We start from the raw sequence: 21,759 nt of genomic DNA, 5'->3' as shown, positions 1-21,759 counted from the left end.
GTTACCGAACCGGGTTTTCCGTTTTTGGCCTAGCTTTGCGAAAAGTCTGCAGCAGCTGCGCCAAGAGTTCTTCAAGCCCCAACCGCTTGCCAAAGCGAATGCAGAGCATCAAGTAGATCGGCATTCCGATGGCCAGTTGTAGACCGGCTGCAAGCAAGGTCGGACCGAGAACAATCCGCCAGGCCAGCCCCCCGGCCCCAAAAACAATCAGACAGATCCCCGCCAGTGGAAGCAACTCGCGCACCGGGGCACCAAAACCCATGACCCGTGCCACCTGCAGTGTCGCCAAGGAACAATCCACGAGTATTGCAACAGACCACGCAGTAACGGCGCCCAGCAATCCCCAGAGTGGAACCAACAATAAATTAAGTATCAAGGCTGCGGATAATGCACAAGCTTTGTTGCCCAACTGCCAGCGGCTTTTGCCTCCCATCAGCAGCATGCTCTGTACTCCCCCGGCCGAAACCGCAAGCATCATAACAATGCTTATGATCGCCAAGGGCACCGCTCCAGCACTGAAACCCGAGCCAAAGAGTGAAAGTACCGTCTGCCCAAAAATTCCAAGCGTGAGGTAAAAAGGCCAGGCACAGCCAACCAGCAGCTTGGCTGTGTCATTGAAAAGACGCCGAGCCTCCGAATGGTTTCCAATAGCTAGGCAAGCACTAAGCATTGGACCTGTCACCAACCGTGCTGTGTGTTCAAGCATTACCCCCATTCTCACGCACCTATTGACCGCACCATAGATTCCTGCCGCAGCAGGTCCCATGAAAACAGCAACAGCGATAACATCGACCCATTCCAGTGTGGTCTCCACTAGTGCACTCATCCCGCGAGCCGAGGAGAACCCCCAGAAGGACCAAAACGATACCTGCGGATCATTGGGCGTACCCGTTCCAACGAGGACGTTTGCGCCGACGGGATGGAACCCCCGAATTGACAGCCAAGTGGCTACGCACGCTAGAGATACTCCCAACAGGACGGGAAGAGTCCATGCCGCAGTGAGCTGCAGCAAAGTTCCACCCAGCAAAATTGCCAGCGCAACTGCACCAAACCGGAGCGTGGGCAACAAGAGGTTCTGGATCGCACTAAAACTTGCCACCTGGCCCAGGCCGCGCATGGCGCCAAACGCCACGTTCATGATTGCCGCAGGAACTAGCAATGGCGCTGCCAGCCTAATGGCGGCCGCCAACCCGGGAACGTGTGCTGACTGTTCCAGGGACTCAGCGTTCACCCACAATACGAGCCCCAGAAGCATAGAGAGAAGCAGTACCGGTAGACCGGCTATGACGATGGTGCGCTGCAAGTTTTTTCTAGTGCCAAGGACCCGTTGTGCCGCGAGGTTCCGCACCAGCCCGGTATCGGCTCCGAAGGTGGATGCCACCACTACTATGGAGAAAAACGCCATGATCTGGAAGAAGATGCCAGCGCCAGCTTCACCAACTTGGTTGCCCAAGTAGAGCGCTGTAGCAAAGGCCAGAACTGCACCACCTAGCACACTGGAAAAAGTCAGCACCGTGGTTCTTGCCGTGCTGGGCTCTCCCTTGGCACGTTTTGCCGCCAACATCGGGTCACTCATTTGTGATCCAGATATCTTTGCCGCAACAACATTGCAAGGACGACGGCCAGAGAAGTTAGTTGCATGGCTGAGAGCCCATAGAACGGTGTCAGTGAAAGCCCCGCGATGAGCGAAGCATGCAACCAAATATCTGCAGTGTTCGCCAAACGCCAGGTACGCAAGATTCCGTTGACAATAAAATAGAGGAACAACGAAAGACCAACAAACCCATAGCAAAACATCAAGGTCCATAAGTAACCCTGGGACCCGAGCGAAACTCCGATGGTGGGGTCAATGCGTGGACTACCATGACCCAAGACCGGTGCTTGCAGGCTTTGTTCCCAGGTCTTTTCATACAGTGCCAATCGCCCACCGGTGGAGTCACTGTAATCCTGCCGGCCCAGAATTCCACTGATTGCTCCGCTGGAAACCAGCATTACTCCAAGAACCACCGCGCCTGCACCAATTATTGCGGCAAGCTGCCAATGTCCGTGCCCCAGATGGCGCATCAGGGCATACCCAATGGCAATGGCCAAGCCAACAAACATTCCTCGATTACTGGTTGCCACGGCAGGGATAAACGACAAAGCCAGCAACACTCCGAGCGAGACTGCCAGCTTTCGGTTGCGCAGTGTAACCATGCGTGAAATGACCACGGGAACCAAGACCGCGAACGCGGCTCCCCAGCTATTTGCATATGGGAACGGCGCGGCGGGACGAATGAACGGTTCGGGGGCGCCCCAAGGTTGTTGAACTTCTGCCAACGGTGGAAAAACTAGATTTCTGACCAATTCATTTGACGTAATTGACTCGGGAAGAAAAGCTCCCAACGGTGTTTTCAAACGCACTTCGGGCATCACCAACGCGAGAAATCCCAGACCCACAATGGCGATCCAAACGAGTACGAGGTAATTAACAATGCGCTTCTTGGGCAAGGAAATCCCAGCGTTTGCTATGTAAAGCATGCTCACACCGACCAGCAGCAATTCCATGGCGCGCATGCCAAAACCTGCAAGGTCTGCGGCACCGTGGACATTGATGGCTGCGGCAAGCACCCAGATTAGGAAAAAGAACCACGGTGCCATGCCGGGAAGCATCCTGACCCCAGTGGAATTCATCAAATAGAAAACCATGATGGTGACCATGACCAGCGGAACCAGAGGTATGACTCCTAGGGCCCACCACAGTGGAAACCCTACGATAAGGACAAAGATTGGCCACCGTGGAAGGACGCTTGCGGGAGCCGCCTCCAGGTTCAGGGAATCTGAGACAAATGTCCCGTGTCGGCTCTCAAACGGCACGGCAAAACGTTGCCCGCTGAGCGTCAAAGTCCCCGCCCCACTTTTTGCATTTGCCGCACCAGCCAGGCTGCATCAACAAATCCTGTTGATACAACTAGGGCTGCGTAAGCTCGCAATTGCCTCCAGTCCCGGTGCATTGAGCTTCTGGCCCACAGTCGTGCGGCGCGGCCGTTTCCCTGGGCGGCGTGCGCGAAAGCCACCTGGCCGGCAATTCTGGAAATTCCCTTGGGGCTACGCTCAAATTCTGGAAACTTGCGAAGAATGTAGGTCAGTCCCGCAGATATGTTCTCCCAGCGGCCGGCAAAAAATGACGGTCTGTCCCACAAGACACCAACGAGAGGTTCTTGAGTCGAGTAAATGTCTCCGAAACGCGTCGCCCGTAAGAGCAAGTCGTAGTCTTCTCCGTAACCTGCTGGAAGTTCCTCATCGACCGGGCCGATTCGTCCTATCAAGTCCTCCCTGCGAAACAACATCGTTGAGGGATGGATAGCCGTGACCCGTGAGCGCAGGAAGTTCTCGAAGGTAACTCGTTGAGGTGGCATACGAATGATGTTCGTCCCGTCGGTGCGGATATTGATACCGCTGGCGACGGCCACCGCATGGGGCGCGTCTTTCCATGTGTTCATTTGTTGCGCGAGCTTTTCTGGATGCCAATCATCGTCGTCATCACAAAAGCCGATGATCTGTCCGCTGGCAGCACGGATCCCGGTGTTTCGTCCGCCGGCCAATCCCGAGGAGCGTGAATTGGCCATGGTGGTGAGTCGACGCCCCGGGGGTACTTCCACGTCTTTTAGTTCATCCACCGAAATCTTGTCGAATACAACAACAACCTCAATTTCTGCCTCATAGTTTTGGTTGAGGATCGATCTAATGGCTTTGCGCAGCAGCTCGGGACGTCCGCAGGTGGTGATGATCGCGCTGACGCTGCTCAACGAGTGGGGTTCTTCGAGGCGCAGCCACGCACCGTTTTCCTGATAGTTCATTTCGCCAGGGCTCCAAGCTGGCGGTATTTACGATGTGCCGAGATACCGGCAAAAACAAGGCCAAAGACAAAGAGGAATACGTAGCATGCAATAAAGGCCACGGGGCTCCCCCAAAATACAAAAACCCAGCACATTACGCCGGTATCTATCGGAAGGATCAGCACCGACCAAAGGTTGCTTTTGAGCGTCTGATCCTGGGGATGCACTTTGACATCGGGTGATCCGGCGCGCAGAGTGTGTTGGCGGGTCAGCTGTTCGGCTAGTATCTGGCTCATGAAATGCCCGATGGCAAGCAAGGCGAAAGCCAACGGCAGGAAATACAGTGCCGTATCGAGTTCGAACCAACGCTGAAATCCCGTAAACACGGCAAGATGAAGTGCCGGGGTCCGAACTGCATCTATCACGTGGTCAAGCCATTCACCTGCAGGACTGCCCGTGCCGGTTACCCTGGCGACCTGGCCATCGGCGGAGTCCATAATGTATCCAAGTGCCAGAAAACATGCGGTGGCAATGCCTGTTCCCCAGCTCGCGGGAAGAAGAACCAACAGAACCAACCCCACAAGGCTCGAGCACGCGCTCAGTAGTGAAACGGTATTGGGTCCAAGCCCGCTGGCCACGGCACCGGCAGCAAAAGCCCTTGCCGCACGCCGGTTGATCCATCGTGTGTAGGCAGGAACGCCGACTCCCGGTTTTTGCGCATGCTCAAGCTCATGCAAGACCTGCACAAACTTCGACTGCCCTCCCTTAGAAATCGACATTTCCTGCGTTCCCACTGTTTCCCCCTGATTCCAATGACATACGATTCATGCCCAAGCCGGATCCAGAACTTGTTAGTCATCCAGCAAGCCCTGCTTTTGTAGTCCTTCCTTCATCATGTTTTGCGCCATGCCCCCCGCTCACCAACTCGGCTTGCAGTTCAAAGCTCACGTTGGGCGATGTACGCCAATTTGAATGCACCTCGGCACCAATGACGTTGGTGCCGGAATGCAGTGCGCTCCCGGGCACCGTGATCTGTAAGGGAGCATTCTGTGCCGATCCGGTTGAGGGTGCCGCGGTTGCGTACGTCAGGTAGCTCAAGATGGAGGTTGGCAGGTTTTTTCTGCCGACCTCCGTGCCATTGACGTAGATGGCTATCCCATCATCGGCTCTCGTCGTAATTTTCATTTCCTGTACCGCGGTTGGATCAGCAACCGTGAAGCTCTTGCGGTAATAACTTGTCAGCGGTTTAGTCCCCGCACTAGCAAGTTCTGTAGCAATTGATGTGCTGCCCCATCCCAGGGGTGCCTTGCCTTGGTCCCATCCCGAATCATTGGTGTTGGTAGCCATCCATGTTGTACCGGGTGCCGCATTTTCGAATTTGTATTTCCATGTGGAACCGGTATCAACAGCCATTGCTGGCTCGGTCTTCGGGGGTGTCACCGGTGGTGTGGGCTGATCCCCAAGCGTCGCTTTGAGCTCAAAATCGAATGAGGAGTTGGGCGTACTTCGATAGTTGGAATGGACTTCCACACTGAGAACATTGTTTCCGTCGTGCACCACCCATCCGGGAACCGTAGCTTTCACGGGATTGGACTGGGCAGTTGCGGTGCTGGGTGCAGTTGTCGCATATGAGTTGTAAGCGATATTTCCCGTACCCATATTGGATCGCAGAACTTCAACTCCGTTAAGGTATGCAACAATCCCATCATCGGCCCGTGTCGAGAATTCTAGGCTGGCAATGTTGCTTGCATCGGTCACGCTGAAGCTCTTGCGCAACTGGTAAGACAACGGTTTGGTGCCCGGGACATTGAGGGTTGTTTGAATACTCGAGGTCCCCCACCCCAGAGGTGCCTTGCCCGAACCCCACGAAGAATCATCAAAGGTAGCGGTAGTCCAGCTCGCCGGTGGTGCACTGTTTACAAATCGATACTTCCAGTTTTCTGCGCTCCCAATGTACTGGAACGTTCCAGCGGGTACCGTGCCCATTGTTGCACGAACAACCTTCGATGAAGCCGACCGGTTTCCCGCTGCATCAACTGCACGAACGAAGTACCGAGCCGCATCTTGGTGGTCAACGGCAATGCTACGGGCGGTGGTCGTGGCGACCACCCGATCATCACGCAGTATCTGGTAGGCAGAGGGCGAACCGCTTGAAGCCGTCCAGGTGAGGGTATCTATAGTTCCGTTGCTTTCAGCCTTGACGGTTCCGGGTATACCCGGTGCGGTCGAATCGTTGAGCGCGAATCTGGCAAACCCTCCAGACCATTGGCCCGAACCGTTCGTACGCACCGAGGAGACGAGGTCTCCTCCGCTCCACAGCACACCGCGGCTGTCAACGAAGTTGCCCCATATTCCGTATCCACCGCGGCCCTTAATTACCGGGTTGAATTGCGGCAAATAGGCTCCTGTGCTTGCATCCCAGATCCCAACGAGGTTGATCTTGTCGGCGATAGTCCAGTTGGGGCCAGGTCCGGGCCAGATCGTTCCATCCGTGTAATTCCAATTTCCGCAATGGCATCCGGCATAAATCAGACCGTTTTGGCCTGTGACGTCTTGGAAGTCTCCACCGGCTCGGGTGATATTGCTCGACAGCCGTTGGAACGAGGAAGGGCTAAAACTAAATAAGCTATGTTCGGAACCACCCAGCCATACTCTGCCGCCTTCATCTGCCACACCAAACTGGAAGTGGGCCGAGGCGCTCGGAGTCCAGCTCCAGGTATCTACCGGGGCATTGACGCTGGTGCGAATTGCAGCGGCAGCATCCGTTGGTGTGCTGTTTGAAGCGGTGAAGTAGCCCGATGCATATAACCGGTTGCCGTCTTTTGACGGCGCAACATCAAGCACGGTTCCGTTGAAGGCCGGATTCCAGTTGCGGTCAACGGTGCCATCGGCGATTGATACTCTGGCTGCGGATCGAGCATATACGGGGCTGGTGTTCGTGCCACCGGTCAAATGCGTGAAGGCACCACCGACGTATAGCCAATTGCCATAGATGCCGAAGGCCCTTACGGAGACCGCACCACCGGAAATCCGGTTCTCCATGTTCACTTTCCAGCTAGAAGATGTAGCACCGGTCGTAGGATTCAATGCGACAATCCCAACCGCGGGTTTGCCGTTCACAACGGTAAACTCGCCACCTGCGATTAGTAGGCCGTTGGGAAGTGCGATGAGCTCTTTGACCTGCCCATTAAAGGTGGGAGCAAACCCCGGCTTAAATTCGCCGGTAACAACGTCAAAGCCGGCGACATAGGATTGTCCGACGCGACTGCCACCACTGGAAGTTTTTTGCACATACTTGAAGTTTCCACCGACAAATACCGTGTTTCCAACTTGTGCAAAAGTTTGGGCTTCGGTGCGTAATTCGCCACTGCCCGAGACAAGCCCATTAACTCCCCAAACGGTTGGCATGGCTCCGGTCTCTTGTACCGAACGCTGCTCATATTTTGGGGTTCCAGTATCTGGAATCGACCCGAACTGAAGATTTGCTTGTAGCAGCTTGGGACGCAAATACATTTGAGTAAATGGTCTGGCATTGCCAACGCCCGAGGTCGCTGACCACAAATAGTTGGTACTGGAGTTCGTACCTGTGATGCTTGAACCAAATGCCCACCCCTGAGTCCATCCTTGGGCCTGCGATTCTCGTGTGTCGATCCTGTTAGCCCCTTGTCCCGAGCCAAAGTTCGAGGTGGCTCCGCCGGCACCTGTCACGCTGTCAAACTTGTAGTTTTTCACCGGAGTTTCCGAGGAAAATGTCCAGGTCCACCGTTCGCGCTTGTTCGTCTGGAAACGGACTTCCTGCCATTGGCTCCCTGCGGTGTTCAATGCCCGGCGAAGTCGAATTCCATCGCTTAGCGATTGAGCAGACTGACCATTAAGCAATTGGTCGATGACACTAGAGGAAAGTTGTTTGGGTGTAAACGCCGCAGTTCCGGTGACTGCAGAACGAACTTGGGCCGTGGTTCCAAGTCCTTCATACATTTCTTTCCACCCTTGACGGCCCCTACCGATCAGGACCCACCCACCGCCGTCAGTAACTTGATCACAGTAGAACTGTGCAGGGGCGGACATAACGGGAGTCTGCAACCAATAAATTCCGGAGTCGGCGGTTGGCCTGACTTTTTTGGCTTCCCAGCATGAGGCAGCAGCGTTCTGTTCGCTCAGTCCGTCGAATACTGCGGTCCCCTCCGCATATGCCGGTTGCATCGTGAAGCTCATACCCGTTGCGATGAAGGCTGTTGCAATGATTGCGCAAAGGATTTTGCTAGTTACACCTGAACGAATCGTGGTTGATGATAATTTCATGGTTTTTCCCCAAGACTTGAATCAACAGTTCGGGTCTTCAGGAAATAGGTGATTGGCAACAACGAGTTGCCCGCTTTGTTCCTGAAGGTCATAGATATTCAGCGCGGTACGCGTTCCTGGCGCCGATTTCGGCGTCACAACAAATCCGTCGGATTCCGTCACCTCAAGACTGCTGGAATCCAAGCAAAGATATACTCTGTGGGTTGTGACTCCGTCTATGACTAAGTCTTCAACCTTTGGTTCACCGACGACTAGAACTTCGCCTGATTGCTTCCAATTGTTGTTTGCATACTCTGCAAATTGAGCCTCGAGTTCGCCCATTGCCACACCTTTGGCGACGTCACTGTAGTCCGGTGGTTTCGGGATCGTGTTTTCGGGAGATTTGATGATCTTACCGAAATTTGGTGATGTCATCTTTTCGGTTTTTTCAACGAACCCTTTAGTGCTTGCTTTTTCCCGACTATCACTTTTGCGAGATTCTTTCGGCCACGTTTTGGGTGGTTTTTGAGCGGTCTGTGAGACCTCAGCGGTCTTCGTCTTTTTCGCCTGTGAATCTTTGCTGCTCGATGTTGGTGTTGAAGGCTTTATGACCAATGATCCGTTTGGAGATGGGTCCGCAGCTGGTTTAGGTGACGGATCAGCCGGCGCGGATGACTGAGCTGAATTTGTTGGTGTTCCTATTTGTGCATGGGGCAATGACTGGGGAGGTTCCGACACACAGCCGGTAGTTCCCGTGACAAGCATCGCGGCAATTGCCAGAGGTGGAACCACAATCCACCATTTCATTTTCATTGTTCTGCTCGATTCTGGATGATGCTTCGTTGTGCTCCTAGTTTCAAGACCGGCTTTTTGACCGGTGGTGGTTCTTGATGCTGCGGAATATTTTCTGGTTTGTTTCGCTGGGTGTTTCTCCTCGCAATCATCAATCGCCAGGCTCGTCGGAGCGCCTCCGGATGCCGCGGTTCTCCGAGCATCTTCTCAATTTCCTCGCCCAAAAAATGGGCAGCCTCCTCGGGATTACCGATACGTGGACTTTTGTGGAACTGTTCTGGAGTTCGAAGTGCTGATTCTAGGCACGTTCGAAGCTCCTGCTCGGTATTAGCCGCAATGGCTTCTCCATGCAGTTCCATGGTTCTTGTAAAGGCAATCTGGTGCCCGTCAACAACTTCTTGGTTCTCTGGCCGGCGTGGAACAGCAATCGGTAGCATTCCGACTTCGCGTGCATCAAGAATCGATCCTGGGCCACCTTGCACGATTACAACCTTCGCGCCTGCGTACAGTCCAAGCAATTCATCACGCGACATTCGAGATACTCCCAGAGCATGGGTAGGTTCGCGGCTAGCCCCATATTGCACCAGGCAAGTAGGGCGTTTCTCTTGCTGAACCAACCAATTGTCCACCCAGTCAATGAGCCGATTGAATAGATGAAAATCTGTACCAACGGATACTACGATTTCAGGTTGGATACCGTCGAGCACTTCTTCCAGGTTCTTCATAGTAAGTGTCCAATGTTGATGGCATCCGGATAGAACTGGATTTGTTCTTCCCACTGCACGCAAAACAGGTCACTTATCGGATAACAAATTCTTCCGCTCAGCGTTGGCAAGGTGATCCGGTCAAAACACTCAACATAGACGGTTCTGATTTTCAAGAACTTGCATACGATAAAGAATGGGACGCTGACTCCGGCACCGTTCGAGATCACCACATCGGGTCGAGTTCTCCGCAATGTTGGCCATGCCAGCCAAAAGTTCTTGATCGCATTTCGGGCATTTCGCGTTGTTGGAAAATGTGCCCATGTAATTTGTTCGCCATCCAGAGCCGAGACCACTTCGGGCTGATGGAACGTCACCCATTCATGGGTGAATTGTTCCCACCATGAGCTCAGCGAAAGCAGTTGGGCCAGGTGTCCACCGGGCGATGTAACAAGTAGGATTTTCATCTGACGCGTCCTTTCCAGTTTGACTAGAAATTAAGTGCTCTCAACTGTTGTAGTTGTATGCATTTTTTCTCCCGCCTGCTCTGTACGAATTACCGGCCAAAGTTCCCTTTCGCGACGTTTCCGGTGCTTTTCTACAAAGACGAGGCACAACGATTCGGGGTCAATCCCGCTGCAGGTTTCGAGTTGGCGTTGCACCGTTAAAAGCGGTGTCGATGCATCGACGAAGATTGCCGCGGCATCCATAAACCTGTCGCACAGCACTGCGACCCTTGCATTTTCAATGCCGGGAGGAATTCCTATGAGTACAGCCCCAGCCTCAGGCCAGACGTTTTGTTCAAATCCTTCTGGCCACCCTCGGTCAATATCACCAGGTGTCACCGAGGCAAGGGATTGGCTATGGCAACGTATGTTTCGTGCTTCTAAAACATGCGCTAATAGCGCCCGAAACCGTGTTTCCGAAGTTTGACCAAGACTCAGAACGCCGATTGCCCTACGGTGTCTTCTCGTTTGGGCCCCTGAGTCAATTTGAAGGGACCTGACTACCCAACGTATCCCTTCCATATCGGTGGGTTCGGTCATGCTGATGATCTTCTTACCCGTGCGCTCTGCCAGACGCTGGGCATTTTCTGTCTTTCGGCTGACCCGGTCTTTGAAAACCGCGGCGAGCAACCCAAGAATGAGTCCGCCTGTGAGACCGGCGGCTAAGTAGATGGTGATTCCTGGGTATGACCCCAAATCGGAGGCATCGGCAAACCCGATGATTCTCCCCGGGTTTTCGGCAACGAGGGCAAGGTCGTTGCGCTGGTTAATGAGATCCGAGAGAACCAAGGAAGAAGCCGATCCGTTTTTCGCGGCCTGATCGAGCTCTGCAATGCGCTTGTCAATTGCCTTAATATAAGTGTTTGCAACTTGGGAAGCACCCTCGGAGCGAAACGCCAAGTAGGCAGTTGCCAAGGCATTGGCTTTTTGGGCGGCCCTCTCCGCATTGCTATCGACTACGGTCACCGTCAAAACCTGTGAGCCTTGGGGTGCCTCGATGCTGGCATTCTGACTCAACAAGGCTGCGCTAATGTCCTCACCCAAACTTTTAGCGGCCATCCGTGCTACTTCGCCGGAACTTAGAATGGCTCGTTCGGTTGCGATGTTGATCTGTTGGTTAGCCGTAGCAGTTGAGAAGGGGTTAATAGTCAGGGGGTTGACAGTCAGGACTGTCTTAGCCGAGTAGTTGGTTCCGTTTACTGTCGCCACTACCAATGCGGATAAGACCGAGATAATGAGAACAATGCATACAGTCTTCCAGCGATATATGATTCGTCGCCATATTTCTGATAACAGCATTGACTGCTTATATTCCTGCACGGTTTGTGCCCCCCCTCGTCACAGGGAGACCTGTAATGGCCAACATCGATCTGCACGTACAACTCTGATACTCCCAGTTGATGTTCAGCCTACGTATGTACTGTCCAACAAGCACGGGAAGCGTCTACTTCATTTGAACCTTATTCATGTGAATTCCGGCCCTGCGGTACTCTAAACATTACTTAGGCACTACTTAAGAAAAGTTAGCCAGACGAGCATTCTTGCAACCGTAGATTTCAAGAATGCTGCACTTGAGACGCATGATTTACTTGGCAAATTAGAACCAACAATGTCGTGGGAACCGCAAGTAAATTTCCAGATACAGGCCTGGCTCGTAGAAGAGGCGACTGAGTAGAGAACCGCAAAATATGGGTAGCCAGAGTCAAAGTCCTATCTATACTCCGATCGTTGGTTTAGACGATAACTTGAGGGTTTGCTGTTCCCTTCTTGTCCTTTTCCCTACTGTCGGTGCGAAAGTCGATCAAAATTTTCAAGCGCGAGCCTGAGCTTTGTAGACGAAGTACGCAACGTATAAGGAAAATACTCAACTTCCACTCCGACACCGTGGAATCGGTTCTCAAGGTCAATACCTCTGGGAGTTTCCCGCCAGTCTTCGCCTTTAAAGAAAACGGTAAATCTAAGCATTTTCCATGTGTCGAGTTTGTCTGGTAAGGATTCAATGACTGCTTCATCAACATAACTAATGCTCCGGACAATCTCTAGGCGCTCGTCTTCCGGGATGAATGGTTTGATGCCTTTGCTCAGCTCACACATTTCGTCAGAGACGACACCAGCAATAAGAAAGTCACAGCGTTGTTTGGCTGCGCGAAGAATATTAAGATGCCCAATATGGAAGAGATCATAGGCACCTGCCGCATAGCCCACCTTCAATGAATTAGGCCAGTTTCTCTCGGTGGTGTCATCATCGATTGGTCCGGAAATCGCTGGCCCGGTTTTGAACCGCACATTTGTTTTCGAATCACCGAACCCAATGTTTGCAATCGTTCCCGCATGTTCAGGGGAATTAGGTTCGGGCAAAGCCTTCGACGCTAGTAAATCACGTACCCTAGCGGAATTACGATCCTGCCCCTGTCGTGTCATTGGTTCTTGTTCCCCCATGAGATGCTGCGCCGATGTTTCGCAGATGCCCCTGTTCCCTACATTAGGTATCGGGCGCGCATGTTTGCATCGGTCACGCGTACTCGAATTTTAGGTATTAAAGTGGGTATTCTCGCTGAATGGTACTCGGACCAAGCATTACTCATACTGGGTTTCAGGTTCTCTCTTGCGCCGAACCGATGTTCTCCCCCATGGTTGGAATGTAGATACGATTGCTCTACTTGAAAAATTCCGGGGGGATTTTCTTGACTCATATTGAACCGACTGCCGTTGTATCCATCGACGAAGTTTTGGAAACTGGAGCTACTATCTGGTGTGCGACCCCAGCTAGAGAAAAGACAACGCTAGTTATTGAACGCAATGTGGGACGTGGTGCCTACATCAGCTCAAGCGTCAAACCGGCAACTGATGCACGATTCAAAACTCAGCACTCGTGTATGCACTTTGGTTCCAAGCGACGGGATATTTTATTGGACTATTCATTGGACCTGCCGTCGTGTTAGGTAACAGTAGCTTTCCGCGCACCAGGGAACTGGCGAGATCGGCTAACTTAAGTGAAGTTTGGGACATAGTTGGGGCGCAGATTTCAACCGGAGTAGAGACTGGGGCACATGCACCGTGTATTGCTCCGGTAAACATCGGAAAATGTACAACAGTTGTGGCTGGCGTTTACATCGTCAAGGACGTGTTCAACTATGCAAAAATTGCTGGCTTCGCTGCCAAATGCGGTGGATGGGTAAGCAATGTAAGTCACCTTTGGATTTTTGCAGATCATTCTCGGAAATGTTCCATGACACTGGATCCCCACGATCTATCAAACGTTAGGGACACTCGAAGGTGAGAAAAACGTTCTTTTCCCGTACTTGGATAGGCGTACTCATACTCGGGTATCTTCTATTGGTCTTTTTTGTCGTCTTCTTTATCAAGATAAACGATTTACATTTACCGGAAGTTATCTCAACGGCCCTTAAATCCATGCAAAAGTACGGTTTTTCAGACAGGGTGCGTTTCGGTCATATCGAAGCTGCCGCAAACATATTGTTCTTCATACCACTAGGAGCATTATTACCACTGTGGTTCAAGACCCGTCAATGGGTCACCGCGTTGTTTACCTGTTTTGCTATTTCGGTGGCGGTTGAATCTGTCCAATTCATTATCCTCAGTAATCGTGTCGGTTCGATTCGCGACGTCATTTGCAACAGCATTGGAGCGGGTTTCGGCGTACTACTTACGTGGATAGTTATAGAAATTAGAGTACGTAAAGTCACTAATGCACCTGTTCAGTACCCCCGCTAAAGCATAGATTGGGTTTATATGGGGAGAACCGTTACCGAGTGATGGTTCCATGTTTACTGCCTTGGGGGGCGCAATGCAACAAGTTGATCTTGTGGGTGTCGTAGTGGATCTGTTGGGGTTGGAAGATGCCTTGGACCGTGTCACTCAGCGAGCCCTCGCTACGCAAGAACATGGGTCCGAGGTCCGGCCGCTCTCTGTTGTGTCGGCAAATCTTGATCATATTGCCCAGTTCGGTCGTCTCGGACGTTGGTATGACACCTTGGACTATTCACTTGGCATGCCCAATGTCAGTTGCGCAGTTCAGCACGGAAGCAACAGCGATGACTGGCTTGTCCTATTAGACGGCGCTCCTCTAGTTGCCGAAGCAACCCGACTCACTGGGAAAACGTGGCCCCGACTTGCTGGAAGTGACATTATCGGGCCGTTGTTGGACCGAGCTGAGACCGAGGGTTTGAGCGTTGGTTTTCTCGGGGGTTCGTACGTTGTGCAGCGAGTGCTTTCTCGCTCGGTCACCAGAACCCGTCCCAGCCTGAAAGTTAGCGGTTATTGGGCACCGGATCGCAAGGAGCTCATCGACCACGAGGCATCGCTTCGGCTCGCCGATTCAATTCGTTCCGCACGCACTCAGATACTCGTGGTGGGCTTGGGAAAACCACGCCAGGAACTCTGGATGGCTAAGTATGGGCCAACCACCGGCGCCAATGTTTTGCTGGCATTCGGCGCGGTAGTCGATTTCCTTGCAGGAAGCATCCAGCGTGCGCCAAGCTGGGCCAGCGAAAATGGCTTGGAGTGGGCTTGGCGTCTGGCTCTTGAGCCACGTCGACTGGCGCGGCGATACCTTGTCGATGACCCGCCCAGCCTGCTGCGGCTACGTCGAGAAAGTCGTTTAATCACTTCGAATTCATTGAACCCACCAAGCGAAAACGAGTTTGTTGCAGCGGCGTTAGACGGATCGACTTCAGAAACACTATCGGAATTGGACCGAAGCCCTCTCGCCAGATGTTTTAGCCCCCATGGTCAACAGGTAGATGTAACAGTTTTGGCGGTGACTTTCAACAATGCTGACACCATTGAGGAACTCATTGCGACCTTACGTGCTGAGACCGAGGCATTATCGTTGCGGGTAGTGGTCGCGGACAACGGTTCCAGCGATTCAACGCTAGAGCTACTGGCCCAACATCCAGATGTCATAACGGTTCGCACCGGAGGAAACCTCGGCTATGCCGGAGGATTGAACACAGTCATGCATTTAGCCAGAGGCTGTGAAGCAGTCCTAGTGCTCAATCCGGACTTGATGGTGCAACCCCAAGCCATATCGCTCTTGTTAGACCGTATGCGACGTTCAGGTGCAGGTATCGTTGTCCCACAACTCTTAGAATCAGACGGTTCAACATATATCTCGCTGCGCCGCGAACCCAGCATTTTTACGGCCATCGGTGATGCCTTGTGCGGCGCCAGGTTCACGGGTCGCCCAAGTTGGGCTTCCGAGCTTGACTACGATGCAGAAAGTTACCAGCATCCGCATCGGATTGATTGGGCGACTGGAGCCGCGTTGCTAATTAATGGTTCCCTGGCACAACGACTTGGTGCCTGGGACGAGCAGTTCTTCCTGTATTCCGAAGAAGTTGACTATTTCCGCCGTGCTAGGGAAGGCGGTGAAAGTATTTGGTACGAGCCTGCGGCTCGGATGACACACCACATGGGCGGGTCAGGGGCGTCGACCGCTTTGAGCGCTTTGATGGCAGTCAACCGGATTCGATACGTACGAAAGTACCACACCAAGAATTATGCTTCGGCATTCCGTTCCGCTGTTCTTTTGGCTGAGGGCCTTCGGGCTTTCAAACCGAACCGTCGTGGGATCTTCAAAACGATCTTGGACGAAAGTAGCTGGGGAGAACTGCCCCGGCCCAGTGTTGTTCCACAAAATCAGGATGCTTTGGCAGATTTCCCCTCAGGGACCATCATCATTCCTGCACACAATGAGGAGTCCGTGATAGCTAGAACTTTGCACCATTTAGCTGTCCTTGCCGCTTCAGGTTCCGTTCAAGTCATTGTGGCCTGTAACGGATGCACGGATCGAACAGCCTCAATCGCTTCTTCATTCCCCGGTGTCAAGGTCATTGAAGTAGAGGAGGCTTCGAAAGTCGCCGCATTGAATGCTGCAGACGAAGTTGCAACCCGATGGCCGCGTGTCTATCTGGACGCGGACATCGAGATGAGCCCTACCGCAGTGAAAATGGTTCTCGACCGGTTGACCCATAGCGGTGCTTTGGCTGCCCGACCAGCCTTCGAATACGACGATTCACGCGCGTCAGCACTGGTGCGAGCCTTTTACCGTGCTCGTCGTCGGATTCCTTCAACTAGCCAAGCTCTGTGGGGAGCCGGGGTATACGGGCTGAGCAAGGAAGGACACGCAAAATTTGGCGCATTCCCAACGCTTACCGCCGATGACTTGTTTGTCGACCAACAATTCGAGACCTGGGAGAAAGTTGTCCTCAACACTCCACCGGTACGCGTCGTGACGCCCCGCACGGTTGCGAGTCTCTCGGCTATCTTGCAACGCAACTACCGTGGTCAGACCGAGTTCACGGAAAATGCCAAGAAGTTACCCCAATCGGTACCTGTACCTACTGCGTTTTTGGGAAGTGGTGACATTGGATCTCGACGTACTACCCGCGAGTTGCTGGGTTCCGTTCGCGGCCCCGGAAGCGCTTTCGATGCAGCTATCTACGCATTTTTCGTTGCAAGCGCCAGGCTCAAGCAGAAACGTCTCTCTGCAAAGATAGCCATCCCCGTATGGGAACGGGATGTCAGCAGCCGTTCGTAGCTCGCACTATTCCTCAGGAATGCACACAACCTGCAGAGTCATGAGATCCAGCTTTACAGCATGCATGAGTTTCCTGCCGATTTATAGATATGGACAGTATTTGAATCGGCAAATTCATCTTTAAAGGAACCGTTTATTACGGGTATACGTCTTTCCTCAAATAGAACTTCGACGTACCCATCCGGCATGCATCTCGAACTAATTTGAGACTCGGTATCGTTTCCGGTTGATACGCCAGCTAAGATATACAGATCGTTTTCGTACACTTTAACTGAAGCGTCTACCGAACCAACAACGTTAACGGCAGTGTCCAAAAAGGGCGCATTTAGTACGGAAGATAGAGCCGTAAGCTCGGAATTTACCTTTCGAACGGCGTCACGCAAATCATCGCCGCATTCTCTAAGTACATGCTGAGACGGACAATCACCCGAGAAGTTGTGGTTGAAATAGATAATTCCACGAGCTCCGTGAATAATGCTGCTCCAAACTGCGGAACGAATTTGAGATCCATTAATCGTCGGAGCATCAGATTCAGTAAATGGATGACCAACTTCGATGAACGACCAAACGGGAAGACTACCAGCAGGTTTGACAAGACCCCGGAGACGCTCAACAGTCCAGCCATAGTTGGACGGATGGCGACATTCGCTTTCAGTCAACGGCCTTGGATTTTCTAGTAATGTTCCGCCCTGAGATTCGCCGCAAATGTCAGGATCTGTAAACCAATAGTTATCGGCGGAAACAATATCTTGAAAATCATTCACAAAGCGTCCTGCTTCTTCGTCAGATTCCCAAAAGGTGACACCTTTCCCATAGTTTGCATAGCGCATGGTCCCGCTCGGCACCGATTGAGATAATTGGCTCTGCACGCTATACCCACATTTAGCATTTGATGGAGAACAGGCTTCGCCTTGCCCAGGCCAATTCCCAGTCCAAACACTTTCACCAGGGCCCGCCCACATGTCGACTTCATCAGCAAGCACTGCGCCAACTTGGCCCGGAACAGGCCAGCTCGCTAGTACGAGTGAATCAGTTCCGGACAACAGCTCAAGATTTGAGTTAGTAGTCAGGTCTACATAAGTATTCAAGCCAACGTCAGAATCCTTTTCAAGATCCGCCGGATCTACAATGCTTTCTAACCAAACTCCTATAGGAAAAAATGATTCTCCGGAGGGCAGTCTAAAATGGAATTTTTCAAGATACTCGGATCCTCCATCAGGTGCCCTAAGCATGGTTTTATCTGATATGCCCAGCTCCGGAATTTCATTTCCGGTAGTTATTCCGTAATCATCCGAAGAGTCGACATCTGGATGGAAGCTGGTCGAACAACTGACAAGTAAACACGCCATAATCCCCGCAAAAAGAGGAACGATAATTGAACGTAAATGTTTGGAAACAATAAATTGATATTCCCAGAATATTCGAAGGAGTTTAGCTAACATTTTAAGATTTCTCGTCCGATTGTTTTGCCGATATAGAACTCCCACCTGAAACTTTCTTACTCCTAGGCACAACGTGTTCGTCTAGTTGCATAGGTTTTAGATTAGTTACAAAAATTTGACCGCTATCTGGCTCAACGATGGGTCTATACCGACTCTTTGCATCGTCAATTTGGTAACCTCCCAAGTTCTCTTGAATATGCACAACTTGAGCGACGGCTACTTGCTCTGCTGCGTCGACCGCACGTCTCTGAACTTTACGGATGGAAATGGACTGAGCAATCGAAACTGCACCAAACAGTAAAACCGCTCCAGCGATGCCCACCATGATCAAAGACCTCAGCCGACTGGAGTATAGTTCCTCAGCGGGACCGGGGCCTTGAACCGGCAATGCAGAATACAAATATGAAGAATCCGCATCATTAACTTCTTGAACCACCTTAATGGTTTCCTGGAATTTCTTGCCAAGTACCCGAGCCGTCTCCACTGCGATATCTGCAGTATTCGCAGTTCCGGTAATTTTCACGAGACCCATCCCAAGATTGGCGACTGGAGCAATCGTGAATTCATTACCAAGACCTGTAGCTTCCAGCTCTTCCGCTACGCTAGGATCCGAAAGCTGGGCAATCACGACTTGTGATAATAGTGAGCTATCCCCCGACCGCAGATATGGATTATCTGAATTTAATTTTGATAGCTCTTTATTCTGTTGAAGTTCATAATCCGATGGAATCTTTGGAGCGGCAAGTGCATAGGACATGCTAGCTTCATAAGTTCGTGGAGCAAACATATACACGTACACACACCCAAGAAGCGTCAGAATGATTATCGGAATTGCTGTCCATTTGTGTCGCCAAAGCGTGTTTAAAACTGTCAACGGATCCATGACGTTCCCCCAACTTTAGATTTTGTGTTCAAATGAAATAATCTTGATTTTTCGATGTAATCTGGATGATTTTTCACAGTTAACCACACGGTTCCTTGAATTCCTATGAAGAATGGGGTAATCAAAGCGAACGTCTGAAATGACATCGCGTCGAACGTACCTGACGATATCGCTGCCACAAACATTGCTCCTGCAATGCTGCCCGCCAAGTACCTTAGTTCTTCAGAAACTGCATACCGAGCTGACATAAGGGCGGCAAAGGCTGGCACCAGCAAATAGAGAAGAAAAGCGACCAATCCGAGACATCCTAGCGTTACCACAGTTAAGAGATATTGGTTGTCAAAGATGTTTTTCTGATCGGTGGGAATCCAAGCACCCGGACCCAATCCAAAGAGCGGGTGATCAAAGAACAACTTCCACGCTAGAGGGTAGTCGTCAGTTCTATAAGTAATAGATGTATCACTTGAACCTGCCGTAGCGGAAGAAAATAGGGTTGTTACCATACCCGGAACCATAAGAAATAGCGCCATAAAGCCAACTGGCACAACTACTACTGCCCATTGTTTAAAAATCTTCGGCATAAATGGAATAGTAATGAGCGCTACCACGGCAAGACCAATCATTCCAGTTCGAGAAACTGTCATGATATTGCCCGCGAACAGGAGAATTGGTGCTAAGACACGAAACCACCTCGGCATTTCCGTGTCGTATTTCGCCCACCAAAGAGAAAGAGGGAGCATCATAGATACGACAACCCCAAGCTCAATGGGATGCATTGTCGCGCCCGCTACGCGAGCAAAAGAACCTCTGTCCTGAAACGGCGTTCCCGAACCAATATCTTGAAACCCTGGCATCAATGTTGCGATCCACTCCATAGGATTCACGCTGAGGGTAAATTGCAATAAAGCAATTACGCAAGAAATTGAGGTGCCAATAATCACCGTGCGCACGATTTCTCTAAGGTCGTGGATACTCCTGACAGACTCTGTAGTCATAAGTGTGATGCCAGCGCCGGCAACAATTAGCAGCAACCAACGGTCTGCTGCAGCCCGTTGGATACTGTCGCTACCACCGCTAAATCCAGAAAATAAAGCAACATAGCTTAGGCATGAGGCAAAGATCCAGACGAGTAATACCGCACGTCCAGGATGTCCATATTTCCATGGATTATGAAGCCCGAAAGCTGCCGCGGATACCCAAACTACGAAAATCATAAGTGACAGTATCTGTCCAACACCGCCGCTGGCGCCAAGCGGCCCAAACACCATGTACGACGGAAGGATTAGGATTGCTATGAGTGTAATTCTTAGAAGCCGCGGGGAACCCGAGGTATTGCTCATTGCTGAGAATGTCGGCAGGATCTCTCTCACGATCGTTGCTCCTCCGACAAATGATTTACGATTCCAGCGATGATCTCTTGCGGTGTTTCAGAATTGGATTGAATATGCACTGCAATATCATTTTTATCGTAGGCTTCGATGAATCGGGAAGCTCCAGACCTGTCTAAAGGAATTGGCGACCAATAACTGTGACACAGAGTATTGGGCTTTACGTAGGACTGCTGTTCTAATGTTCCAAAGTTGCGTACATAGGTACCGTAAAGAATGAACTCGCTAAAGTGCAGCTGTTTGGAAAGTGCACTCGCCCAAGGGATCCCCGACACGGTTTCAACTCGGTGAAGGCAGTCTCTCACAAGAGCTGGATCCCATGAAACAATTCCACCGACATAGTCAGGAAAAGTAGCATCGTCGGTTCCGCATAATCCAAGCATTTCGCGGGCAACGCGCGTCCACACTCGGTGTCGAGCCATCCCCTCGTGGACAACTGCTGGTTGTTCGTAAAGCCGAACGGTAGCACCCGAGTAAAACTGGCTGGCATTCAGTTTCTTAATTAGTACGACGTCCGAATCGATGATGACAATACAGTCGCTCCCCAATTGTGTAGCTGCTGATAGTTTGAGAATCTGTTGCAGTACCCAGCCCCTAAGCGGTGGCCATGGATATCGCAAGTTAATTGCGCTGCAGTTCAACGTCCGTGGCCAAAAAGGCAGCCTTCTTCCCAAAGCAGAAATGCTTCCCGTTGCAACAAACCCAGTTGGAAGAAACTCGTTTTCACTCCAGACTTGTAATCGGTGCGATTTAATGGCCTGAAACGCTTCGAGATCGCGTTTGGGGACGATGACATGATGCATGATCGATTCATCGGCATGACGCAAGACAGAGGCATGAAGTCTCTCGAAGCTGACAATATCTGGGAGAAACGACGGGGTTAATATGACAGCGGTCTTCATGATTTCCTACTTCTCACTATTCGGGAGACTCCAGATATTTGCGAATCCGAATCATTCGTATTTTGTTTTGGCCTCCACACCAAAATCATCAGCGCTAGCTTGCAAGAAATACCTTTCGAATTATGGTTTGACTGAATCTTCAGGAAAGGGCTCTCACTAACAACGTAGGTGTTGTAGGTCCCTATCAAAGTGCAGGAAATTCCCACAACAAGAAGTACCAACAAGGTGCTTCTCTGCATCATCTCCAGCGGACTGACAAGCCAAGTACCTACTAACCCTAGGACTATCGAATAACTTAAATAACAACCAAATGCGTATTGTCCGATAAGAACATGCGGGCGAAAAGATAAGAATCTCGCGGCAGTCCCCAGCTTGCCAACGCCGACTACAGCAACCCAGAAGGCAACGGCTGGTCCCATTTGCAGATTCACCCGAGTGGTCACATAGAGCCCGTCAATGCGTCTTAACGTAGGCGTTGTCG

General features: G+C 51.5%; 16 protein-coding genes. 2 read left to right on the top strand and 14 right to left on the bottom strand.

The window, feature by feature from the left end:
* Position 1: 1 nt before the first annotated feature.
* The 10 genes from CQ018_RS14155 to CQ018_RS14115 all read right to left on the bottom strand — a co-directional run bounded on the left by CQ018_RS14155 (position 2) and on the right by CQ018_RS14115 (position 12,312).
* Positions 2-1,576 (bottom strand): lipopolysaccharide biosynthesis protein, encoded by a 1,575-nt coding sequence (locus CQ018_RS14155; RefSeq protein ID WP_181149908.1) that lies wholly within the window; start codon positions 1,574-1,576, stop codon positions 2-4.
* Positions 1,573-2,856 carry an O-antigen ligase gene (locus CQ018_RS19900; RefSeq protein ID WP_146111919.1) on the bottom strand — a complete coding sequence of 428 codons (1,284 nt, stop codon included), beginning with the start codon at positions 2,854-2,856 and terminating at the stop codon, positions 1,573-1,575. Before CQ018_RS19900 ends, CQ018_RS14155 begins: the two co-directional genes overlap by 4 nt.
* 23 nt (positions 2,857-2,879) lie before the next feature.
* Complete coding sequence (locus CQ018_RS14150; protein WP_105550659.1) at positions 2,880-3,839, bottom strand: glycosyltransferase family 2 protein; 960 nt, start codon at positions 3,837-3,839, stop codon at positions 2,880-2,882.
* A complete protein-coding gene (locus CQ018_RS14145; protein ID WP_105550658.1) occupies positions 3,836-4,597 on the bottom strand; it encodes a CDP-alcohol phosphatidyltransferase family protein in 762 nt (253 codons plus the stop codon). The genes CQ018_RS14150 and CQ018_RS14145 overlap by 4 nt, the downstream gene beginning before the upstream one ends.
* 76 nt (positions 4,598-4,673) lie before the next feature.
* Positions 4,674-8,120: a fibrinogen-like YCDxxxxGGGW domain-containing protein gene (locus CQ018_RS14140; protein ID WP_105550657.1), complete on the bottom strand. Its 3,447-nt coding sequence runs from the start codon at positions 8,118-8,120 to the stop codon at positions 4,674-4,676.
* A 21-nt stretch (positions 8,121-8,141) separates the two neighbouring features.
* The gene (locus CQ018_RS14135) at positions 8,142-8,912 is read right to left on the bottom strand and encodes a hypothetical protein (protein ID WP_181149907.1); all 771 of its coding nucleotides are present in this window, start codon (positions 8,910-8,912) and stop codon (positions 8,142-8,144) included.
* Positions 8,909-9,616 carry a glycosyltransferase gene (locus tag CQ018_RS14130; protein WP_105550655.1) on the bottom strand — a complete coding sequence of 236 codons (708 nt, stop codon included), beginning with the start codon at positions 9,614-9,616 and terminating at the stop codon, positions 8,909-8,911. Before CQ018_RS14130 ends, CQ018_RS14135 begins: the two co-directional genes overlap by 4 nt.
* Entirely contained in the window at positions 9,613-10,062 is a 450-nt protein-coding gene (pssD, locus tag CQ018_RS14125) for a PssD/Cps14F family polysaccharide biosynthesis glycosyltransferase (protein WP_105550654.1), read from the bottom strand. The genes CQ018_RS14130 and pssD overlap by 4 nt, the downstream gene beginning before the upstream one ends.
* A gap of 30 nt (positions 10,063-10,092) precedes the next feature.
* Positions 10,093-11,310, bottom strand: a complete 1,218-nt coding sequence (locus CQ018_RS14120; protein ID WP_219844063.1) for a hypothetical protein — start codon at positions 11,308-11,310, stop codon at positions 10,093-10,095.
* Between the two features lie 570 nt (positions 11,311-11,880).
* A complete protein-coding gene (locus CQ018_RS14115) occupies positions 11,881-12,312 on the bottom strand; it encodes an adenylyltransferase/cytidyltransferase family protein (protein ID WP_258142633.1) in 432 nt (143 codons plus the stop codon).
* A gap of 1,065 nt (positions 12,313-13,377) precedes the next feature.
* Here CQ018_RS14115 and CQ018_RS14110 point away from each other — a divergent pair.
* Together CQ018_RS14110 and CQ018_RS14105 are read left to right on the top strand one after the other, a co-directional pair.
* Positions 13,378-13,836, top strand: coding sequence for a VanZ family protein (locus CQ018_RS14110; RefSeq protein WP_105550652.1), 459 nt, complete (start codon positions 13,378-13,380; stop codon positions 13,834-13,836).
* A 73-nt stretch (positions 13,837-13,909) separates the two neighbouring features.
* Complete coding sequence (locus CQ018_RS14105) at positions 13,910-16,663, top strand: WecB/TagA/CpsF family glycosyltransferase (RefSeq protein WP_181149905.1); 2,754 nt, start codon at positions 13,910-13,912, stop codon at positions 16,661-16,663.
* Between the two features lie 53 nt (positions 16,664-16,716).
* On the opposite strand, the gene CQ018_RS14100 is transcribed toward CQ018_RS14105, so the two are convergent.
* The 4 genes from CQ018_RS14100 to CQ018_RS14085 form a co-directional block, all read right to left on the bottom strand.
* Positions 16,717-18,105, bottom strand: coding sequence for a hypothetical protein (locus tag CQ018_RS14100; RefSeq protein WP_258142626.1), 1,389 nt, complete (start codon positions 18,103-18,105; stop codon positions 16,717-16,719).
* A gap of 1 nt (position 18,106) precedes the next feature.
* Entirely contained in the window at positions 18,107-18,862 is a 756-nt protein-coding gene (locus CQ018_RS14095) for a hypothetical protein (protein ID WP_105550650.1), read from the bottom strand.
* A 113-nt stretch (positions 18,863-18,975) separates the two neighbouring features.
* Positions 18,976-20,358: an O-antigen ligase gene (locus CQ018_RS14090; RefSeq protein WP_105550649.1), complete on the bottom strand. Its 1,383-nt coding sequence runs from the start codon at positions 20,356-20,358 to the stop codon at positions 18,976-18,978.
* The gene (locus CQ018_RS14085) at positions 20,355-21,278 is read right to left on the bottom strand and encodes a DUF6492 family protein (RefSeq protein ID WP_105550648.1); all 924 of its coding nucleotides are present in this window, start codon (positions 21,276-21,278) and stop codon (positions 20,355-20,357) included. Before CQ018_RS14085 ends, CQ018_RS14090 begins: the two co-directional genes overlap by 4 nt.
* Between the last annotated feature and the right edge of the window lie 481 nt (positions 21,279-21,759).

The organism is Arthrobacter sp. MYb227 (genome assembly GCF_002975435.1).
GTDB lineage: Bacteria > Actinomycetota > Actinomycetes > Actinomycetales > Micrococcaceae > Paeniglutamicibacter.
The sequence above is the reverse complement of the archived record's forward strand: the minus strand, read 5'-3'. Positions and strand labels throughout refer to the sequence as shown.

Bases quoted from the DNA above. Each gene is read 5' to 3' on its own strand.
- pssD (WP_105550654.1), bottom strand. From the start codon at position 10,062: ATGAAAATCCTACTTGTTACATCGCCCGGTGGACACCTGGCCCAACTG.
- CQ018_RS14150 (WP_105550659.1), bottom strand. From the start codon at position 3,839: ATGAACTATCAGGAAAACGGTGCGTGGCTGCGCCTCGAAGAACCCCAC.
- CQ018_RS14135 (WP_181149907.1), bottom strand. From the start codon at position 8,912: ATGAAAATGAAATGGTGGATTGTGGTTCCACCTCTGGCAATTGCCGCG.
- CQ018_RS14095 (WP_105550650.1), bottom strand. From the start codon at position 18,862: ATGTCCTATGCACTTGCCGCTCCAAAGATTCCATCGGATTATGAACTT.
- CQ018_RS14105 (WP_181149905.1), top strand. From the start codon at position 13,910: ATGCAACAAGTTGATCTTGTGGGTGTCGTAGTGGATCTGTTGGGGTTG.
- CQ018_RS14155 (WP_181149908.1), bottom strand. From the start codon at position 1,576: ATGAGTGACCCGATGTTGGCGGCAAAACGTGCCAAGGGAGAGCCCAGC.
- CQ018_RS14130 (WP_105550655.1), bottom strand. From the start codon at position 9,616: ATGAAGAACCTGGAAGAAGTGCTCGACGGTATCCAACCTGAAATCGTA.
- CQ018_RS14100 (WP_258142626.1), bottom strand. From the start codon at position 18,105: ATGTTAGCTAAACTCCTTCGAATATTCTGGGAATATCAATTTATTGTT.
- CQ018_RS14140 (WP_105550657.1), bottom strand. From the start codon at position 8,120: ATGAAATTATCATCAACCACGATTCGTTCAGGTGTAACTAGCAAAATC.
- CQ018_RS14085 (WP_105550648.1), bottom strand. From the start codon at position 21,278: ATGAAGACCGCTGTCATATTAACCCCGTCGTTTCTCCCAGATATTGTC.
- CQ018_RS14145 (WP_105550658.1), bottom strand. From the start codon at position 4,597: ATGTCGATTTCTAAGGGAGGGCAGTCGAAGTTTGTGCAGGTCTTGCAT.